Annotated in this window: 19 protein-coding genes; 11 read left to right on the plus strand and 8 right to left on the minus strand. The window is 44.0% G+C overall.

The genetic code is table 11. The annotated features are described in order from the left end of the window. Window positions 1-62: 62 nt before the first annotated feature. The 8 genes from ACSAZL_RS01325 to ftsY all read left to right on the plus strand — a co-directional run bounded on the left by ACSAZL_RS01325 (window position 63) and on the right by ftsY (window position 4,609). Complete coding sequence (locus ACSAZL_RS01325) at window positions 63-431, plus strand: DNA-binding protein (RefSeq protein ID WP_440946966.1); 369 nt, start codon at window positions 63-65, stop codon at window positions 429-431. Window positions 432-436: 5 nt separating this feature from the next. Continuing rightward, window positions 437-1,039: a DUF7411 family protein gene (locus tag ACSAZL_RS01330; protein ID WP_440946967.1), complete on the plus strand. Its 603-nt coding sequence runs from the start codon at window positions 437-439 to the stop codon at window positions 1,037-1,039. A gap of 282 nt (window positions 1,040-1,321) precedes the next feature. Continuing rightward, window positions 1,322-1,477 (plus strand): 50S ribosomal protein L39e, encoded by a 156-nt coding sequence (locus ACSAZL_RS01335; protein ID WP_011024005.1) that lies wholly within the window; start codon window positions 1,322-1,324, stop codon window positions 1,475-1,477. Window positions 1,478-1,496: 19 nt separating this feature from the next. Continuing rightward, on the plus strand, window positions 1,497-1,766 hold the full coding sequence (locus ACSAZL_RS01340) for a 50S ribosomal protein L31e (protein ID WP_440946968.1): 270 nt from the start codon (window positions 1,497-1,499) through the stop codon (window positions 1,764-1,766). Between the two features lie 32 nt (window positions 1,767-1,798). Then, window positions 1,799-2,458 (plus strand): translation initiation factor IF-6, encoded by a 660-nt coding sequence (locus ACSAZL_RS01345; RefSeq protein ID WP_440946969.1) that lies wholly within the window; start codon window positions 1,799-1,801, stop codon window positions 2,456-2,458. Window positions 2,459-2,512: 54 nt separating this feature from the next. Beyond that, window positions 2,513-2,689 carry a 50S ribosomal protein L18Ae gene (gene rpl18a, locus ACSAZL_RS01350; protein WP_440948946.1) on the plus strand — a complete coding sequence of 59 codons (177 nt, stop codon included), beginning with the start codon at window positions 2,513-2,515 and terminating at the stop codon, window positions 2,687-2,689. Window positions 2,690-2,694: 5 nt separating this feature from the next. Then, on the plus strand, window positions 2,695-3,123 hold the full coding sequence (pfdA, locus tag ACSAZL_RS01355) for a prefoldin subunit alpha (protein ID WP_440946970.1): 429 nt from the start codon (window positions 2,695-2,697) through the stop codon (window positions 3,121-3,123). 232 nt (window positions 3,124-3,355) lie between these two features. Then, window positions 3,356-4,609 (plus strand): signal recognition particle-docking protein FtsY, encoded by a 1,254-nt coding sequence (ftsY, locus tag ACSAZL_RS01360; RefSeq protein ID WP_440946971.1) that lies wholly within the window; start codon window positions 3,356-3,358, stop codon window positions 4,607-4,609. A 141-nt stretch (window positions 4,610-4,750) separates the two neighbouring features. On the opposite strand, the gene ACSAZL_RS01365 is transcribed toward ftsY, so the two are convergent. The 3 genes from ACSAZL_RS01365 to ACSAZL_RS01375 all read right to left on the minus strand — a co-directional run bounded on the left by ACSAZL_RS01365 (window position 4,751) and on the right by ACSAZL_RS01375 (window position 7,292). Next, window positions 4,751-4,930, minus strand: coding sequence for a PspC domain-containing protein (locus ACSAZL_RS01365; RefSeq protein WP_048173966.1), 180 nt, complete (start codon window positions 4,928-4,930; stop codon window positions 4,751-4,753). 256 nt (window positions 4,931-5,186) lie between these two features. Continuing rightward, a complete protein-coding gene (locus tag ACSAZL_RS01370; protein WP_440946972.1) occupies window positions 5,187-6,278 on the minus strand; it encodes a hypothetical protein in 1,092 nt (363 codons plus the stop codon). A gap of 33 nt (window positions 6,279-6,311) precedes the next feature. Continuing rightward, on the minus strand, window positions 6,312-7,292 hold the full coding sequence (locus tag ACSAZL_RS01375; protein ID WP_440946973.1) for a YbgA family protein: 981 nt from the start codon (window positions 7,290-7,292) through the stop codon (window positions 6,312-6,314). 327 nt (window positions 7,293-7,619) lie between these two features. Here ACSAZL_RS01375 and ACSAZL_RS01380 point away from each other — a divergent pair, with 327 nt between their 5' ends. Then, a complete protein-coding gene (locus tag ACSAZL_RS01380; RefSeq protein WP_440946974.1) occupies window positions 7,620-8,279 on the plus strand; it encodes a peroxiredoxin in 660 nt (219 codons plus the stop codon). A gap of 621 nt (window positions 8,280-8,900) precedes the next feature. On the opposite strand, the gene proC is transcribed toward ACSAZL_RS01380, so the two are convergent. The 3 genes from proC to ACSAZL_RS01395 form a co-directional block, all read right to left on the minus strand. Further along, the gene (gene proC / locus ACSAZL_RS01385; protein ID WP_440946975.1) at window positions 8,901-9,713 is read right to left on the minus strand and encodes a pyrroline-5-carboxylate reductase; all 813 of its coding nucleotides are present in this window, start codon (window positions 9,711-9,713) and stop codon (window positions 8,901-8,903) included. Window positions 9,714-9,987: 274 nt separating this feature from the next. Then, window positions 9,988-11,145 (minus strand): glutamate 5-kinase, encoded by a 1,158-nt coding sequence (gene proB, locus ACSAZL_RS01390; protein ID WP_440946976.1) that lies wholly within the window; start codon window positions 11,143-11,145, stop codon window positions 9,988-9,990. Between the two features lie 138 nt (window positions 11,146-11,283). Then, window positions 11,284-12,627: a glutamate-5-semialdehyde dehydrogenase gene (locus tag ACSAZL_RS01395; protein WP_440946977.1), complete on the minus strand. Its 1,344-nt coding sequence runs from the start codon at window positions 12,625-12,627 to the stop codon at window positions 11,284-11,286. 834 nt (window positions 12,628-13,461) lie between these two features. Between ACSAZL_RS01395 and ACSAZL_RS01400 the strand changes: the two genes are divergently transcribed. Beyond that, window positions 13,462-13,878, plus strand: coding sequence for a DUF356 domain-containing protein (locus ACSAZL_RS01400; RefSeq protein WP_011023991.1), 417 nt, complete (start codon window positions 13,462-13,464; stop codon window positions 13,876-13,878). Window positions 13,879-14,167: 289 nt separating this feature from the next. Here ACSAZL_RS01400 and ACSAZL_RS01405 read toward each other — a convergent pair whose 3' ends face one another. Continuing rightward, window positions 14,168-14,599: a toprim domain-containing protein gene (locus ACSAZL_RS01405; RefSeq protein ID WP_440946978.1), complete on the minus strand. Its 432-nt coding sequence runs from the start codon at window positions 14,597-14,599 to the stop codon at window positions 14,168-14,170. Window positions 14,600-14,759: 160 nt separating this feature from the next. After that, a complete protein-coding gene (locus tag ACSAZL_RS01410; protein WP_440948947.1) occupies window positions 14,760-15,077 on the minus strand; it encodes a DUF167 domain-containing protein in 318 nt (105 codons plus the stop codon). Window positions 15,078-15,740: 663 nt separating this feature from the next. On the opposite strand from ACSAZL_RS01410, the gene ACSAZL_RS01415 reads away from it, so the two are divergent. Next, window positions 15,741-16,850 carry an amidohydrolase family protein gene (locus ACSAZL_RS01415; RefSeq protein WP_440948948.1) on the plus strand — a complete coding sequence of 370 codons (1,110 nt, stop codon included), beginning with the start codon at window positions 15,741-15,743 and terminating at the stop codon, window positions 16,848-16,850. The last annotated feature ends 13 nt before the right edge of the window (window positions 16,851-16,863 follow it).

Below are 16,863 nucleotides of genomic sequence, written 5' to 3' on the forward strand. Positions count from 1 at the left end.
CCTGAGAATTCGGATCCCCTTTCATATATTACTAATAATATTCCAGAAAACCGGTTTTTTCGGTGATTGCCATGTCTAATATGGATGACGAACTCGAAGAAATCCGAAAGAGACGACTTGCAGAAATCCAGAGGCAGCAGGCACAGCAGCAGCCTTCTGACGTGCAGGCGGCTTACCAGCAGGAGCAGGCAAAAGCTGAAATGGAAGCCCAGAAGCAGGCTATCCTGAGGCAGATCCTGACCCCCGAAGCAAGGGAACGCCTGACAACTCTTAAGATGTCAAGGCCGGCCCTTGGGGAACAGCTTGAAATGCAGCTGATTTCGCTTGCCCAGAGTGGAAGGCTCCAGGCCCAGATAGATGACGAGCAGCTGAAAACACTCCTGATGCGGATGCAGCCAAAGAAACGCAAGACGTCCATAACCCGGGTTTAAGCACAATGAAAGTCTCGGTCCTCTTTAGTGGAGGAAAGGACAGTTCACTCTCTGCCCTTTTGCTGGAACCGTTTTTTGAGGTCGAACTCGTAACCTGTAACTTCGGATTGCTCCCAACAGGAGAAATCGCAGCAAAAACTGCTGAAGAGTTACGTTTTCCTCACAGGGTCATTTCTCTTGATCGAGAGATCCTGGAAAAGGCATACGAGCTGGTACGAAAAGAAGGGTTTCCGAGAGGAGCTATCAATTACATCCATGAAAGAGCTGTTGAAACGCTTGCTCTGGACCCGGCAGTTAAACTGATTGCCGACGGAACCAGGCGGGATGACAGGGTCCCGGTGCTTTCGATCTCACAGGTGAGGAGCATTGAAGATCGGCTGGGAGTACAATATTTTTGCCCCCTCAAAGGCTACGGCAAAAAAGTTGTGGATTCTCTCGTCGGTTCTTACCTGAATATCGAACAGGGGCCGAGTGAAAGTACCCAGAAAGCAGATTACGAAACAGAACTCAGGGAGTTAATCCGGCAGAGACAGGGAGAAGCTGCAATAAAGGAACTTTTTCCTGTTCATTTCCAGTCCCATGTGCTTTCCAGGAAGAAATTTCCTTAAAAAGGAAAGCAGGTGCGCTTGAAAACTGGAGGCTTCCCTGAAGGGGAAAATTCTGGAATAAAGATTTATAGAATAATCGAGTTATATTCAACCCCTATACTGCTGCAGATTAACTACAGACCATCATAGAATTTACAGGATATGGTTTTACAGACCTGCCGATTCATCAGGGCATAATAGAGCCGCAATTACGTAAGGGTTGAAATCACAATCAGCTAATTACCGGATATAACTGTAAATTAACAGAATTAGATTACTTACAGGTCAACAGGTGTGATCCACTTGAGTCATAACATGAAAGGACAGAAGAAGCGTCTTGCAAAGGCGCACAAACAGAATACGCGAGTCCCAGTGTGGGTTATTGTGAAAACTAACCGGAAGGTAGTGAGTCATCCCAGGCGCAGACACTGGAGAAGAAGAAGCCTGGATGTGAAATAAGCGAGGACGGTGGGAAAAAATGGCAGACGACATGGTCAAAGAACAGATATACACTATTCCCCTCAGAGAGGTAAGGAAAGTCCCTGCATGGAAAAGAGCCAACAGGGCAGTTACTGAAGTAAGGGGTTTTCTCGTAAAGCACATGAAAACCGAATCCGCGCAGGTTAAGCTGGACAAATCCATCAATGAACGTCTCTGGGAAAAGGGCTGTGAAAAGCCACCTCTCTCAATCCGGGTACGGGCTGTGAAATTCGCAGATGGTGAAGTACAGGCAGAACTTGCCCAGTAAAATATACCAGAGAAAGCGAAAAGTCAAAGAATATGATTCGAACAGTGGATATCTACGATACCTCGATCATCGGGGTATTTGCAACCTGTACCGAAGATGTTGTTCTCGTCCCCCCTCTGACAAAGCCAGAGGTCCGCACCCTGCTCGAAGATGTGCTGGATGTAAGGGTCCTCGAGACCCTTATAAATGGAAGCATTGTAGTGGGAGCCCTTTCGAGAGGCAACTCGAATGGTCTTCTGCTTCCATACGGAGCCAGTGCTGAGGAGATACAGAGGCTCACCGACATTCCCGCGGGCATCCTTCCGGACAGGCTGAATGCAGTCGGAAACATTGTGCTGGCAAACGATTCCGCAGCCCTTGTGCATCCCGACCTATCAGATAAATCTCTGGAAGCCATTGCAGGGACCCTTAAGGTGGACGTTTACAGGGGAACGATTGCCGGAATTAAAAATGTAGGGATGGCAGGAGTCGTTACAAACAAGGGACTTCTGGTACACCCTAGAGTGACAGCTTCAGAAAGAGAAGCTCTGGAAAAGATCTTCGGATTTCCGGTAAACATAGGGACTACTAACTTCGGGACTCAGATGCTTGGCTCGGGTCTGCTTGCAAACTCAAAGAACTTTGTAGCAGGCTCCGAAACAACAGGCCCTGAACTCGGGAGAATTGAAGAGGCCCTTGGGTTCCTGGAGTAAGCATCATATCATCCATCTGTTCCAGAACTAAGTTACAGCAAGAGCGTGGTAATGATGAAGAGTTTTATTGTTAAAGGCAAATTTAAAGCAGGGCATACCTGGGAAAACTTCACAAAGAAGGTCGAAAGCCAGAACGAAAAGAATGCAACTGACAAGACATATTCGATCTTCGGAAGTAAGCACGGCGTTAAAAGAAGCCAGGTCCAGATCGAAAGCGTTGCTGAGGAGTGAAGGATATGGCAGAAGTCAGTGAAGAGATCAGGAATCTGGCAGCCAGGCATCAGGAATTACAGAGGCAGGCTGAAGCGCTCAGGCAGGAGATGAGTATGGTACAGGCTTCCATTTCCAGCTGTGATCAGACCATCGTGACAATAAATGAGCTGAAAGCAGCTTCGAATTCAGGCAAGCCTGCGGAAACAATGGTCCCGGTAGGTTTTGGCTCTTATGTTTATGCTGAAGTCAAGGACACGGATAAGATCATTGTTAATCTTGGAGCAGGCTTCAGTGCAGAGGAAACTGCAGAGGAAGCTATCGCGACTCTGAACCGCCGCAAAGAGCAGCTTACGAAAATCCTTGAACAGATGAATGCTTCACTGACCAAAATTGCACAGGGGATGCAGACCCTTGAAGCAGAAGCTGCAAAACTCCAACCTGGCCAGGCCTGAAAAAAGCCCTGGCTCAGGCATACAACTTATTCGAGAAACAATGATTTTTAAAACTCGAAGACGTATTTGAGACTCAAAATTCGTACTTGGGAATCGAATACTTGGGAATCGAATAATATCATTAACTTTATATTATTCCATCAACTCAATTACCTAACTGATTTAACTGATCTCAATTACTTCATTAAACTTTAATTCCTATTTTTTACTGAATTTTTTCGGGATGGATCCTGTGTTCAACAAATTTAAAGAGAAACTTGGGAGTTTTAAGAAGGCGCTCAGCAAAACGATCGATGAAAAGGCAGTAGAAGTCGAACCGGTAGTCGTTGAGCAGGTGCCTGAAAGCGAAGAAAGCCTCGAAGAGGAAATTGAGCCGATAATTGAGGAAGAGGTCCTTGAGGCTGCCCTGGAAGCAGAAAGTCACGAAGCCGAAACGGGGACTGCTTCTCCGGCTATTGCCCATGTTCCGATAGAGGATCTGAAGAAGGCCGAATACAGGAAAAAGCTTGAAGACCGAAAGAAGGCCGGAGAGAAAAAAGTAGAGGAAGAAAAGCCTCCTGAGGAGAAAAAGTCTTTTTTCGAAAAGGTCGTCCCGAAAATCGGATTTACCCAGAAAGCCAAAGCCCTCGTATTTAACAGGGAAGTATATCTGGACAATAAAGATCTTGAAGAGCCTCTCTGGGAGCTCGAGATGGGCCTTCTGGAAAGTGACCTTGCTCTCTCGGTTTCCGAGGCTATTGTCGAGTCCGTGAAAAACCAGCTCACAGGTACTACTAAGCGGATCGGAAGCAATACCGGAGAGATAGTTGAGGCTGCCCTGAAGAAAGCAATCCTTGACGTCGTATCTGCCAATACCTTTGATTTCGATGAATATGTAAGAAACAGGGAAAAACCGGTTCATATCGTCTTTGTAGGGATTAACGGGACCGGAAAAACTACTTCCATCTCAAAGATGACCCACAGGCTGCTTAAATCGGGGTATTCCGTAGTCCTTGCTGCGGGAGATACCTTCAGGGCAGGCGCTATTGACCAGCTTGGAATTCATGCAAGCCGGCTCGGGGTAAAGATGATAAAGCATCAGGCCGGAGCCGACCCCGCGGCTGTCATTTATGATGCCGTCCAGTATGCAAAAGCACATAAGATCGACTTTGTGCTTTCCGATACGGCCGGCCGCATGCACACAAACATGAACCTTATGGCCCAGATGGAGAAGATCTGCAGGGTAAGCTCTCCGGACCTCATAATCTTCGTGGACGAAGCCGTAGCCGGAAACGATGCAGTAGAAAGGGCTGCCCAGTTTAATGACGCTGTCCCTATTGACGGGTCCATCCTGACAAAAATAGATGCCGATGCCAAAGGAGGAGCTGCCATCTCCATTGCTTACATTACAGGCAAACCGATTCTCTTTTTCGGGGTCGGGCAGGGCTATGAAGATCTGAAAAAATTCGATCCCGAATGGTTTGTGGACCAGCTTTTCAACCAGTAAATGTAAAACAGTAAGTTCTCAGTAATCTGAATAATTCCCGGAAAAGAAATAGTGCAGAACAGAAATAACTCGCTTACGGAAATAGCGCATTTATGCCTGTAGCTCCGAATGTTTTCCGGGAATTCGACTAATCGGGTATTTTTAAGGCTCTTCGGGAATTATAATCCAGGCGATAATATAGCCAACTACTCCAATCCCTTCCAGGGCAAGGAGTACCCATAAAAGCCTGATAAGCGTAGGGTCCACATCAAGGTATTCGCCTATGCCCCCACATACTCCGGCAATGATCCTGTTTTTCTTTGACCTGTATAGTTTCTTCATATGACTACCACCTCTATTTCAGGAAAACATGCTGAGTTCCCTGAAAAATATCCAGTTTTCTGATTGTACCGGGTTTTAACTTGGTTTTCCCTTTATAATGAATTGTTTATATAAGATTTATAAGTGACTCTCCAATAAGTGGCTCTCTTTTTTCTGAGTTTGCCGAAGTTCCTTGAAATTCCAGGCTTTAAACTTAATATCTGAATCAGGACTGAGTTTTTTATTTATCTATCTTTGTTCCGGACTGATTTTTGTATCAGATGCTTACCCATTCACTCATTATTTCCTCCGTGAACAGGTTTTCCCCGATAGCCCGCACATACACCCTGAAAGTTTTGCCTCCGGGAACTCTGAGTCCTTTTACAGTAAACTGGTAAGACTCTTCCGGTTCCACATCTACAGGATCACTTTCTACCTGGTCCCACACTACGCTTTCATCATCGGCCTGAAGGGCGACATAAATAGTGGTATTTTCAGCCATTTCGGAACCCACATTTCTGAGGGTGACATTTACGTCCACCCATCCTTCTTTTTTCGAGTATTCGCACTGAGCACTGAAATCCAGATTAACAAGAGGTCTTCTGTACACAGGGATGACCTGGACGGGCTCGTCCTTATATTCCTCAGGCATCTCCCCTATCTGCCAGTTGCTTCCCGTAGTTTCCAGATAATAGTAATGGTTGTTTTTATATTCAAAACTCCTGCCTTTCGTTTCAGGATCACACTTTATTCCGAGCGCCATATGCTCCGGGAGTTCGAGGAGGACTACATCGTAGCCCATCTCCTGCAGGATTGCTACGGAAAGGATGGAGGTGTCCTCGCAGTCTCCTCCGTTATCATAGAGGGTCTCATAAGGGAAGCGGGGGTACTGGTCATACCCGGAACTTGCAAAGTCTGAGGTGTAGTTCAGAGACTGGATAAAAGAAACACAAAGTCCGGGTACCTTGTTTTCTTCAAGCCCGTACTCCTTTGAAAGAGAAAGAAGGGTATCTGCAATATTTTTAATCAGCCAGTCATCGTAAGGGTCCGAAGCAAAAAGGTCGTATTCCCTTTTGCGTGTCCTTGATTTATACGCGTCGTACAGCTTGTCGTCGAGCAGTAAAGTAAGACTCCATCTGTAGCCTTCGTAGTTCCACGAGTAAGTTCGGGAAGCTTTCCCTGGCGCTACGGACTCCTCCGCGACCAGGCTGCCGGAAGACTCGAGATTCTCGTTCTCTGCTCCCTGCAGGTTATTCTGTATTCCTTTGTTGCCAGAATCCTCTAATCCCTCAGAAAAAGGCCAGAAAAAATAAACTCCGACCAGATAAACGAGTAAGAAAAGAAAAATAAGTTTAATTCTAGCTTTCATGATCAACGCCTACCCAAATACCTCAATAAAACCTTATTTCCAGAGATCCTCTCTTAAGTGTGACTCTACCGGATTCAATTCTATCAGATCTTCGGGATACGGTTCGAAAAAGGTCTGATGCATAAGGTAGTCATTTTCAAACCGTACGATCCATGACCTGATTGTGTTTATTGCAGGACAGAGAGAAGCTTTTCCCTCCCTGTACTTCTGGACCCAGTCAAGAAACAGGGCCTTTTCAGGGCTCGAAAGTTTATCTGAAAAATGTCCCAATGCATGCATCAACACATTGATGGTTGAGGTGTATTTTGGGGCACTGGAGAGAGCATTTTGCAGGTGTGTCTCATATTCGGAAGCCAGCTCTTTGAAGGGCTTACCTTCTCTGTTTGCGGCAATTTCCCCTAATCTGCGGAGCTCTGCCTGGCTGTAAGCCATAAGAAGAAGTTTGTTCTCTGTGTGGAAGTTTATCAGATCCTTCACACTATCTTTAGCCTTTACTTCTCGAAAAGCTGCAAATGTAAAGAGTTTTGTCAGGAAATGCTCTTTTATCCGGGCATTCCGCAGCCTGCCTTCATCCTCAATAGGGAGGAACGGGTATCTTTCCAGAACTGCACCCCCAAAGTATCCCGAAGTTTTCCCAACGGTTCCTTTTCCATCTGCGGACGGGTAAACCTTTACGTCCTTGAACCCGCAAGAAGGAGACCTGAACTTCAGGATGAAGCCGTCCACGTCTTCTATTGAGTCAAGGAAACGAGTACAGAAAGTTTTCATATCCTCAGTGATGTCCCTCCCGCTCGAAGGCTGAATCAGCCTGTGTTCGCCTCTCTTCAGGACTATTCTTACCGGGTTTCTTGGAACTCCAAGCCCGATCTCTACTTCTGGACAGACCGGCAGGAAATCAACGTATTCCTTAAGCTTTGCCACTACATGACTCCTTATCATATCTCCATTATATCGGCAGTGGTCGAACTCAAGGCACCTGCTAACAACAACCTTCGGCCGAGAAAATTTTCTCATTTAACCCCCATACAAAAAGGAATTACTTACATAAATTGCTTTTCAGGCGAAAAGGAGCATGAGACGTATTCAAAAGAGTTGCTAGGTTATAATAGGGGTTATAAATGCAGTATTTCCAAAAAGGGGGGATTTTCTCCGTTATCAGCAAGAGATATATAACAATGGAATGAATAATTAGATAGTTTTTGGGGACGATTAAAGGGAATGAGTAGTGCTTTTCAGGATTCAATACCATTAACCTGAAATCGTGCTTCCGATAACGGAAAATTGTTGTATCCTAGAATATGAGGTGAGAACATAACAGAAACAGAATCCGAACAGATACGTATGCCTCTCATTGGAGATGATGCCCCTTCATTTACCGCAGTGACCACACAGGGAATGATCAATTTCCCTGAGGATTATAAAGGAAAATGGGTCATCCTGTTCAGCCACCCTGCAGACTTCACGCCCGTATGTACTACGGAATTCATGACTTTTGCCAGTATGCAGGAAGAGTTCAGGGAAATGAACACCGAATTGATAGGACTCTCCATAGACAGCGTATTTTCTCATATTGCCTGGCTTAGGCGGATCGAAGAGAAAATAGAATACAAAGGAATGAAAAATATCGAGGTCAAATTCCCTGTGATAGAAGACCTGAAAATGGAGGTAGCAAAAAAATATGGCATGCTTCAGCCAAAAACTTCGACCACACAGGCTGTAAGAGCCGTATTCATCATAGACCCCGAAGCCAAAATCAGGACAATACTCTACTATCCGCAGTCAACTGGCAGGAATATGCAGGAAATCAAGAGAATCGTAATCGCCCTGCAGAAGAACTCAGCCGAAAAAGTTGCAACCCCGGCAAACTGGCAGCCCGGCGACGACGTTATCATTCCGCCTCCCAATTCAATGGAAGCCGTAAAAGAAAGGCTTGGAACGGAAGAGGAAGGAAAGTGCTGTCTTGACTGGTTCCTCTGCCTGAAAAAAGATAGCAAAAAATAATTATAAAACAATAAAAACTTTACTTTACTTCACTTTTTTAATAAAAAGAATTTATAGAGGAATCTCCTACCCCCATAAGAGATTCCCCCATGGCGAACGGAAAAGTTCCAGAACCCCGTTTCGCCATAATTTATTGTGATTCTATCCATCTTCTCCTGCTCATCTCAGGTTTAAGTTCATCGTGATTTTCTCAGTTCATTGACGAATGTCACTGCGTATAGAAAAATTCGCAGCCCTGGAGAATACGGATAAAACATCTAAGTTCGAATATTATCGTGACTGAAAGCCGGACATGGGATATGAAGTATGACCCCCCACTAACTCCAATCTTACATGTTCGGCTTAATTATTAGAGCAAAATAATATTGAATACACAAATATATAATATTTACTCTTATTTATCATTAACATCCGTTATCTTTTCTGAAAAATTGAATGCAGTGAGCAGGAATAAGGTCAAAGACGGGATAAAGTCAAAGATAGGAATTAGGTCAAAAGGCAGAAAGGAAGCCTTGAAACCAAATTTTATCTGAATAAATTTACGTTTTGAAATCTTCTGAATAAAATACCGAATTAAAAAAGAAGAGTGAATGATAGAAAATAAAGAGAAGGAACCGGATTTTATTTCTTTCCGAGTTCCTTTGAACGTTCACTTGCCCTTATTACTGCATTCATAAAGGCAGCCCTGATTCCGGCTTCTTCCAGGGCGTGAATCCCCTGAATGGTCGTTCCGGCAGGAGACGTAACCATATCTTTGAGTTCTCCGGGGTGCATGCCTGTTTCAAGTGCCATTTTTGCGGCTCCGAGTACTGTCTGAGCTGCAAGCGTTATGGCGCTCTTCCTGTCCATTCCCTCAAGGACAGCTCCGTCAGCCATTGCTTCAATTACCGGAAAAATGAATGCAGGTCCGCTGCCCGAAAGTCCTGTAACGGCATCCATCAGAGATTCCGGCACCTGGACTGCTGTTCCGACTGCAGAAAAGATCTCAAGGGCAGCTTTCAGATCGTCGGGGGTTGCATTCTTTCCGGGGGCAATCCCTGAAGCAGCTTCAGAAACTGTGGCTGCTATGTTTGGCATCACACGGACAACCCTGGTGCCTTCAAGGAGAGCGTCCTCGTAGGTGGAGAGAGGCACTCCTGCAGCAATTGAGATCACGAGTTTTTCTGAAGTGATGTCCCTCTTCAGGTTTGCAAGCACCGAGCTCAGAGTCTGGGGCTTTACTGCAAGGATAAGAATGTCCGATTCCCGGACGATAACAGCGTTGTCGATTGACACTCGGATTCCCAGCTTTGCCTGCAGCTCTTTCAAAAAGGGCTCGTATACATCACTTGCCCCGATATTTTCAGGCTTTACGATTCCGGCTTTAATGATGCCCTGCATGAGAGCAGAACCCATTTTTCCTGCCCCTATGAATCCTATTTTTTGATCTTTCATGTATGAAATCTCCTTATTTCCAGAAAATAATTGTAAATTAACTGTAAATTTGAAAATGAATGCTCTCGAAGCTCACCTGCAGGAAGTTCATTTCAAAGCACACCTGCGTTGATTACCTGTTAAAGCTTCGGAAACTCATATTACCTGTTTAAGTTGGAAACTCAATATTACCTGTTAAAGTTTCGGAAACTCAATGGCACTATCTGGACTCCCGGGTCCGATACTTTTTTCGGGGTCGGATGAGACCCGGAAAATCTTCCTGAGTCCGACGGATTTAGTTTATCTCTTCCAGTATGCCGACATTTTCTTTCTTAATTACATTGTCATAATTATTATAACCCAAAATATGTTCGATCTGATTTGTCTGGGCTCCTTTGATTTTGATAAGTTCTTCGGAGGTATAGTCCGTGATTCCTTTTGCAAAGACTTTGCCTTCACACTCGAGCTTAACGACGTCTCCCCTGTCAAAAGTTCCCTCAATATCCACAATGCCTGCCGGAAGGAGGCTGTTTTTTCCCAGCACTGCAGCTTTAGCTCCCGCGTCCACGCGGACAGTACCCGAGGCCCTGGCAAGAATAATCCAGCGGGCGCGGTTTTTCTGAATATGCCTCTCTGCAAGGAAGAGCGTCCCCATTTCTTCTCCGGAAAGGACCTTCAGGACCACATCCTCGATTTCGCTGTTTGCGATTACGACATAGCAGCCTGCCATGCTGCAGATTTTTGCAGCTTTTATCTTTGTCCGCATTCCTCCCACACCTTTGAAGCTCGTGGGATCTCCCCCGTAGCTCTCTATTTCAGGTGTGATCTTTTTTACAAGGGTCAGCAGTTTTGCATCACTATGCGTTTTTGGGTTTCTGTCAAAGAGCCCGTCAATGTCCGAGAGGATGATCAGAAGGTCGGCGTCAATTTTGCTTGCAACCATTGCAGAGAGCTTGTCATTGTCCCCGAAGATTGCTTCAATCTCGTTTGTACAGGTACAGTCGTTTTCGTTTATAATCGGAACGACCCCATACTCCAGAAGGGTTGAGATGCTGTTTCTCAGGTTAAGGTAGGTTACGCGATCGGAATAGAATTCATAGGTAAGAAGGATCTGAGCTACCTTCATTCCGTACCTGGAAAAAGCCCTGATCCAGTCCTGCATCAGTATGCTTTGCCCCACAGCTGCAGCTGCCTGCCTTATAGGGATCTCTCGGGGTTTTGGGGCTATGCCCAGCTCATTAAGCCCCACGCCTATTGCTCCCGAACTTACAAGAATTACTTCTTTTCCCTGTTTTCGAAGCTCGGAGACCTGAGCTGCGATGCTTTCCATGAAGGCCGGGTCGATGTTGCAGTTTTCCTTAGTATGGTCGCAGCCCTTTCTGGTGATCGAAGAAGTTCCAATCTTAATAACTATTTTATTAACGTCACGGAAAAATTGTTCTCTATCTGTCAATGGAAGTGCCTCTTAAGGTTGTTTGGAAGAAGGCTGCAGATTATCTCAACTGCAGTCAGGATTTCCAGTTTTTGCACTTAACCTGCGCTGGTATTTCAATTCAAATATATAAACATATCATAAATATTCAAGGACGTATTAATTCACATCCTCGAACTTAAGGTCAAGTTTCCTGTGGGTATAGGGTTTTGCGTTTTCCCCTGCATAGTCGGCAACAACCTGCCCTTTTCCCATAAGGATATACTTGTAAATCAACAGCCCTTCCATGCCAACAGGTCCACGGGAGTGGATCTTGTTCGTACTGATCCCTACTTCGGCACCTTTTCCATAGCGGTAACCGTCCGCAAACCGTGTTGAGGCATTTACCATAACGCTTGAAGAGTCAACAAGCCCTATGAACTCTTTCCTCCGCGAAGCATTTTCCGTGATTATTCCATCGGTGTGGTGGGAACCGAATGTGTTTATATGGTCAATTGCCTCTTTTATGGTATCTACGAGTTTTATTGAAAGGATAAGGTCATTGTACTCGAGGCTCCAGTCCTCTTCGGTAGCCTTCGAGAGGGGAGAAAGTCCCTTTTCCGCAAGCAGGGAATAACTGTCTTCGTCACAGCGCAGTTCCGCTCCTGCCTTTATGTACATCTCTGCCATTTTCGGGAGGAAAGCTTCCGCAATTTTGCGGTTTACAAGCAGGGTTTCAATAGCGTTGCATACTGCAGGGTACTGGACCTTCGCATCGAAACAGACCTTCCAGGCGGTGTCCAGGTCTGCAAACTCATCCACATAGATATGGCAGATCCCGCTTGTGTGCCCGAGGACAGGGATTTTTGTATTGTCCTGAATGAACTTGACAAACTCATTGGAGCCTCTGGGGATCAGGAGGTCGACATAAGCATCAAGGCTCAGAAGGCTCATAATCTCTTCTCTCGTTTCCATTAGCTGGAAGGCTCCTTTCGGCATGCCCTCGGTGGATTCTATGGCTTTGACAAGAATTTCGAAAATTGTGCGGTTTGACTCTCTGGCCTCACTTCCGCCTTTGAAAATAGTTGCATTTCCGCTCTTCAGACAGAGGGACATTACCTGAGGCACGACATCAGGCCGGGATTCAAAAATTACTCCTATCAGGCCTATAGGGCAGCTAATCTGATAGAGGATCAGGTCATTGTCCAGCTCTAGTGTGGAAAGAGTCTCACCAACAGGGTCTTTGAGCTTTATTACATCCCTGATTCCTGCAATCATCCCATCGATCTTTGAGTCCGTGACCTTGAGCCTGTCCACAAGGGCCTGGGTAAGCTTCCCGGCTTTTTTTAGTCCGGATGCGTATTCAAGGTCTTTTGAGTTTGCTTCAAGGATAGCTTTTCTTTCTCTATCCAGGGCTTCTGCCATAGCCTCAAGTGCCCTGTTTTTTACCTCTTCGCTTATACTGGAAAGCTCAATTGATGCTTTTTTTGCCTTAATCACTTTTGTTTCAATATCTTCAGCCATATATTCACCGTCTTTATATAATGACCCTAGTTGAGATTACAAGATATAAATAAGATGTAATTGATTGAGATTCATGAGGAAGAACTCAGTCCATAGAATATTTTATTTTTTTCATTCACGGAGATGAAAAAAGAACACAGAGAGTTCTATGATAAATATTTTTGTATACTGTCTGGGTATATGATATGGCAAGGTTCTAAATAAAAGATCCCATTTAACGGAGTTATTTTTGCCCAATCTGGCAGAATCAAATGAGTAAGTTTATATTGTACTATTTTTATTTAATGCAAAATGATATTTTAAATGATTATATATATCCCCTTAAAGCTTTGATGCCCCCTTATTTCGGGAACAATCCGGTGAAAGGTCTCTATTTGTACTTAATCCGGAATTAAAAAATGAGGTTTACGAATCTAACAAAAAAAATTTATATTATTTGATCAATAAAAATCATTTCTTAAAAACTCAACTAAGGTGGATTTTAAGTAAAGTTTTCCTGTTGGTAAAATATTATTTCAAAACGAATATATATACGATGCATATAACTATAGCATATGCGACTTCATTTCATGGGGGCGCATACTAAATCTTGAAAAAAGAGCTTGTGAAATACCCCTGTAATTTTTGAGAATATTCTGCATAAAACGAAAGGCGGACAAAATATCAAGGCCCTGGAAATGGTCATTTTTATCATTCTCTATATAATAATGAGGATGCCGCATTCGCCTGGGAATTCGTGGTCGTCCACTAAGCCGTTTCATACACAAAGTTTATTATAGGGGTAAATCCATATCGAAATGGGGATAACTTCTGTAGATTGGTGGTGTGTAAAAAATGAAATCATTCGCGTTAGTCCGGGCAGACGACTCGGATAAAGTAAAAATAGCATTACATGATCTAGAACGATACGGGCATATTCAGTTTTCAGCGACTCCTAAATGTATAGAACCTAATTATGCTGATGAGCTTCTTGTAAGTGTAATGGGCGTATCACTGAGGTCAAAATGCAACTCTGCAGCCCTTGTTGAGTTGAATAACCACGCTGGAGCGGCTATTAGCAGGTTGAAGAAGATTCATCCACCTGCGCATATAATTATTATCAGTCCAAGGCATAAAATGTTTGAAGAGCTGGCTGGCAAATTCCAGAAATATCCTGAATTCGATAGAACCTTCAACCATCAAAAAAGTTCGCAAAGTATGGATATGATTCAGGAGAAAGGGGAATCATCCAATCCGATGCATAAAGAGTAATACTTTCTCTTTTCAGGCGAAAGTTAAAATTACCTTTATTTCTCTTTTTCCGAAATACGTAGAGAAAAAGAGAACTCTCCTTTTTAGATAATTGATTTTTTCGGATAGCTTACCTCTTGTATAACGACTTTTCAGGTAGCTCACCTTTTCAGATAACAGGCTTCTTAAATAACTGAATTTTTAGCAGAATTTTATCCCGGTTTTAATCCAAATTTATGCAAGCTTCATCCGATTTTTAAGCGCCTTTCGGATATTTAGTTTCGAGCCTTATATTCCTTTTTTCTGATCCTCATCCATCTTCCTGATCGAAAGATACGCCTGTCTTTGCTCTTAGCTTGGAAACGTAAGTATACAGGCTTTCAACATCTTTAATTTCTTTTTGCGTCATTAGCTTCAGTTTATTCCGGATCTGGAGTTCAGGCTTTATTCCGAAGTTCTCAAAGTATTCTGAAAGTTTGGTGGCAAGTATGTCTCCTCTCCGATCCCAGTCCGTGAGTATGATCACCTCGCAGCCGAGTTTTGAGATCCTTTCTGAAAAATTAAAAAGAGAGTGACGGGTTGCAAGCTCAAAGCTGCCATCAATGCCAAGCCGCTTCATGGAAATAATGTCCCTTTTTCCTTCAACGATAATCACTGCCCCCCTGTCGGAGTATTCCGAAAGTTCCAGGAGCAGTTCTTCAATTCTTTCCAGCCTTTTTCTGTATATTTCAAGATCAGTCACGTTATTCTGCAACCTTTTAGTTAAACAGGAGATTCGTTAAACAGGAGGTTCGTTAAACAGGAGGTTCGTTAAACAGGAGATTAGTTAAACAGGAGATTAGTTAAACAGGAGATTCGTTAAACGGGAGATTAATGCAAAACCGTGCCTTTCAATTCTTTTCTCATTCCTTTAAACGGGTTCCCAGAAACGATACTGCCTGTTGATATGAGATTCCTTTTATCAGCAAAGACTTCTTGCTGCTTGTAGCTCCGCTGTTTATCAGGATTTCAGAACTGCTGATCCCGAAAAGTTCGGCAAGGCTCTCAATAAGCTGTTCATTTGCCTTTCCTTTCTGGGCGTTTTTAGTCAGTTTTACTTCGATCCTCTTTCGCCATTCATTATAGCCGCTGGGAACGGAAAGTGACCTGGAGCCTGGGGTAACTTCAATTTCAATAATTATACCGGAGTCCAGAGTTTTTATTGCCTCTTCGAAGGACATATGTGTCATCATTTTGAAAGTAAATATATAAATGAGTAACTGGTATCCCGACAAATTAAGGAATAATCTCATCTTTAAAAAGTAGCTCGAAAATTATCCAGTGCTTCGATTCCCAAATAAATCCACTATTTGGAGATGGATTTGTTGGCCATGAGATAGATTTTGAAGTCAGGTTTATGAATGTAACCTGGAATCGATCCACTAGCAAACTTTTTTGAAGTAAGTTATAAAAACAGATTTGTGTAAAATAGTGCTGTGGCCCGAGCGCACTAACTCCGAAAGTTCATCCTCTGGTTTTCCGCAGTCCCTTTCAGTTACCCTCGTGTCGGGCAGTGTCACACTATCGATGTATCGCATTGGGGTTGTCTGTACATTCACAGTCAGGATTTTCCATTGTCTCATGCAAGGACCTATACAATGCGACAGGGGGTTATATATATTTACTAACTTATAAATATGCCGGTAAAAACGAACCTCAGCATGGGCATCTCTAATTTAGGGCATCCCATTAAAACATAAGAAAAACTATTCTGGCACGCTTGGAACAGAGAAAAATCTCCGGACAGCATAAAAAGAGCTTAAGGAAAAGTTATATATGATGTATATGTTTGGTCTTCCATTAACTGAGCACAGGCGTTTGATGAGTAGCGGAGGTGCGTATATCTGTACGGCACTGAACAGGTAATTTCCGGAACAATTATTGCAGGTCCTGAACTGGATCCCATTGAGGGATACATCTGTGTAAGAAACGGGATTATCACGGAAATTGGGGAAGAGCGTACACATTCTGCGAATATAATAGCTCCCTGTTTTGTCAATGCCCACACCCATCTCGGAGATTCAGTTTGCAAAGACCCTCCCCTGGGAAAAGCCTCCGGTTTTCGGGTCCAGAAAGACCTTGACTCTCTGGTAAAGCCGCCGGATGGATTGAAACACAGAATCCTCAGGGAAACTTCTTATAAAACACTTATCCAGTATATCAGAAAGTCTCTCCTGGATATGATTGAGACCGGAACCTGTGCTTTTGCGGATTTTAGAGAAGGAGGAGTTGTAGGGCTTGCGGCCCTTAATAAAGCCCTTGAAGGGCTGAACCTGCATTCCCTTATATTCGGCAGACCCACAGAACCCCAGCTCCCTCCGGGAGTGGTACTTGCCGAAGTAAGAAGGGTTTTGTTGCACTCTGACGGGCTTGGAATAAGTGGAGCAAATGATCTCGACATGGAACTCTTGCGGGAGATTAAAACCTGCACTCTGGATCGAAAAAAACTTTTTGCAATCCATGCAGGGGAAAAGAACGGAAGTGACATTGAAAAAGCCCTGTCCCTTGAGCCCGACCTGTTGATTCATCTAACACACGCCACAAAAAAAGACATTGAGGAAGTAGCCCAGACAGGAGCTCCAGTTGTTGTCTGCCCGAGGTCGAACTTCGTGACAGGATCAGGAATGGCGCCGATAGCTGAAATGCTTGAGGCTGGAATCTGTGTAGCAGCAGGAACAGATAATGTAATGCTGAACTCTGTAAATATGTTTGCTGAAATGGAATTCATGTCTAAAGTCTTTTCGATCGAAGATAGGCAAGTATTTAAAATTTGCACACTTAATGGTTCTTTTGTAACGGGGCCAGATCCCACGGGTTCGATAAAAAAGGGGAATAAAGCTAATTTAATGATCCTGAATGGAAGTTCCAACAATCTGGCAGGAATAAAAGACCCAATTAGTGGAATCACAAAGAGGGCAAGGCCCGACGATATATTAGCGGTGCTTCATTCGTAAAGAAAATGGAGAA

The sequence above is a fragment of the Methanosarcina mangrovi genome (assembly GCF_052057765.1).
In the GTDB taxonomy this organism is placed as follows: domain Archaea; phylum Halobacteriota; class Methanosarcinia; order Methanosarcinales; family Methanosarcinaceae; genus Methanosarcina.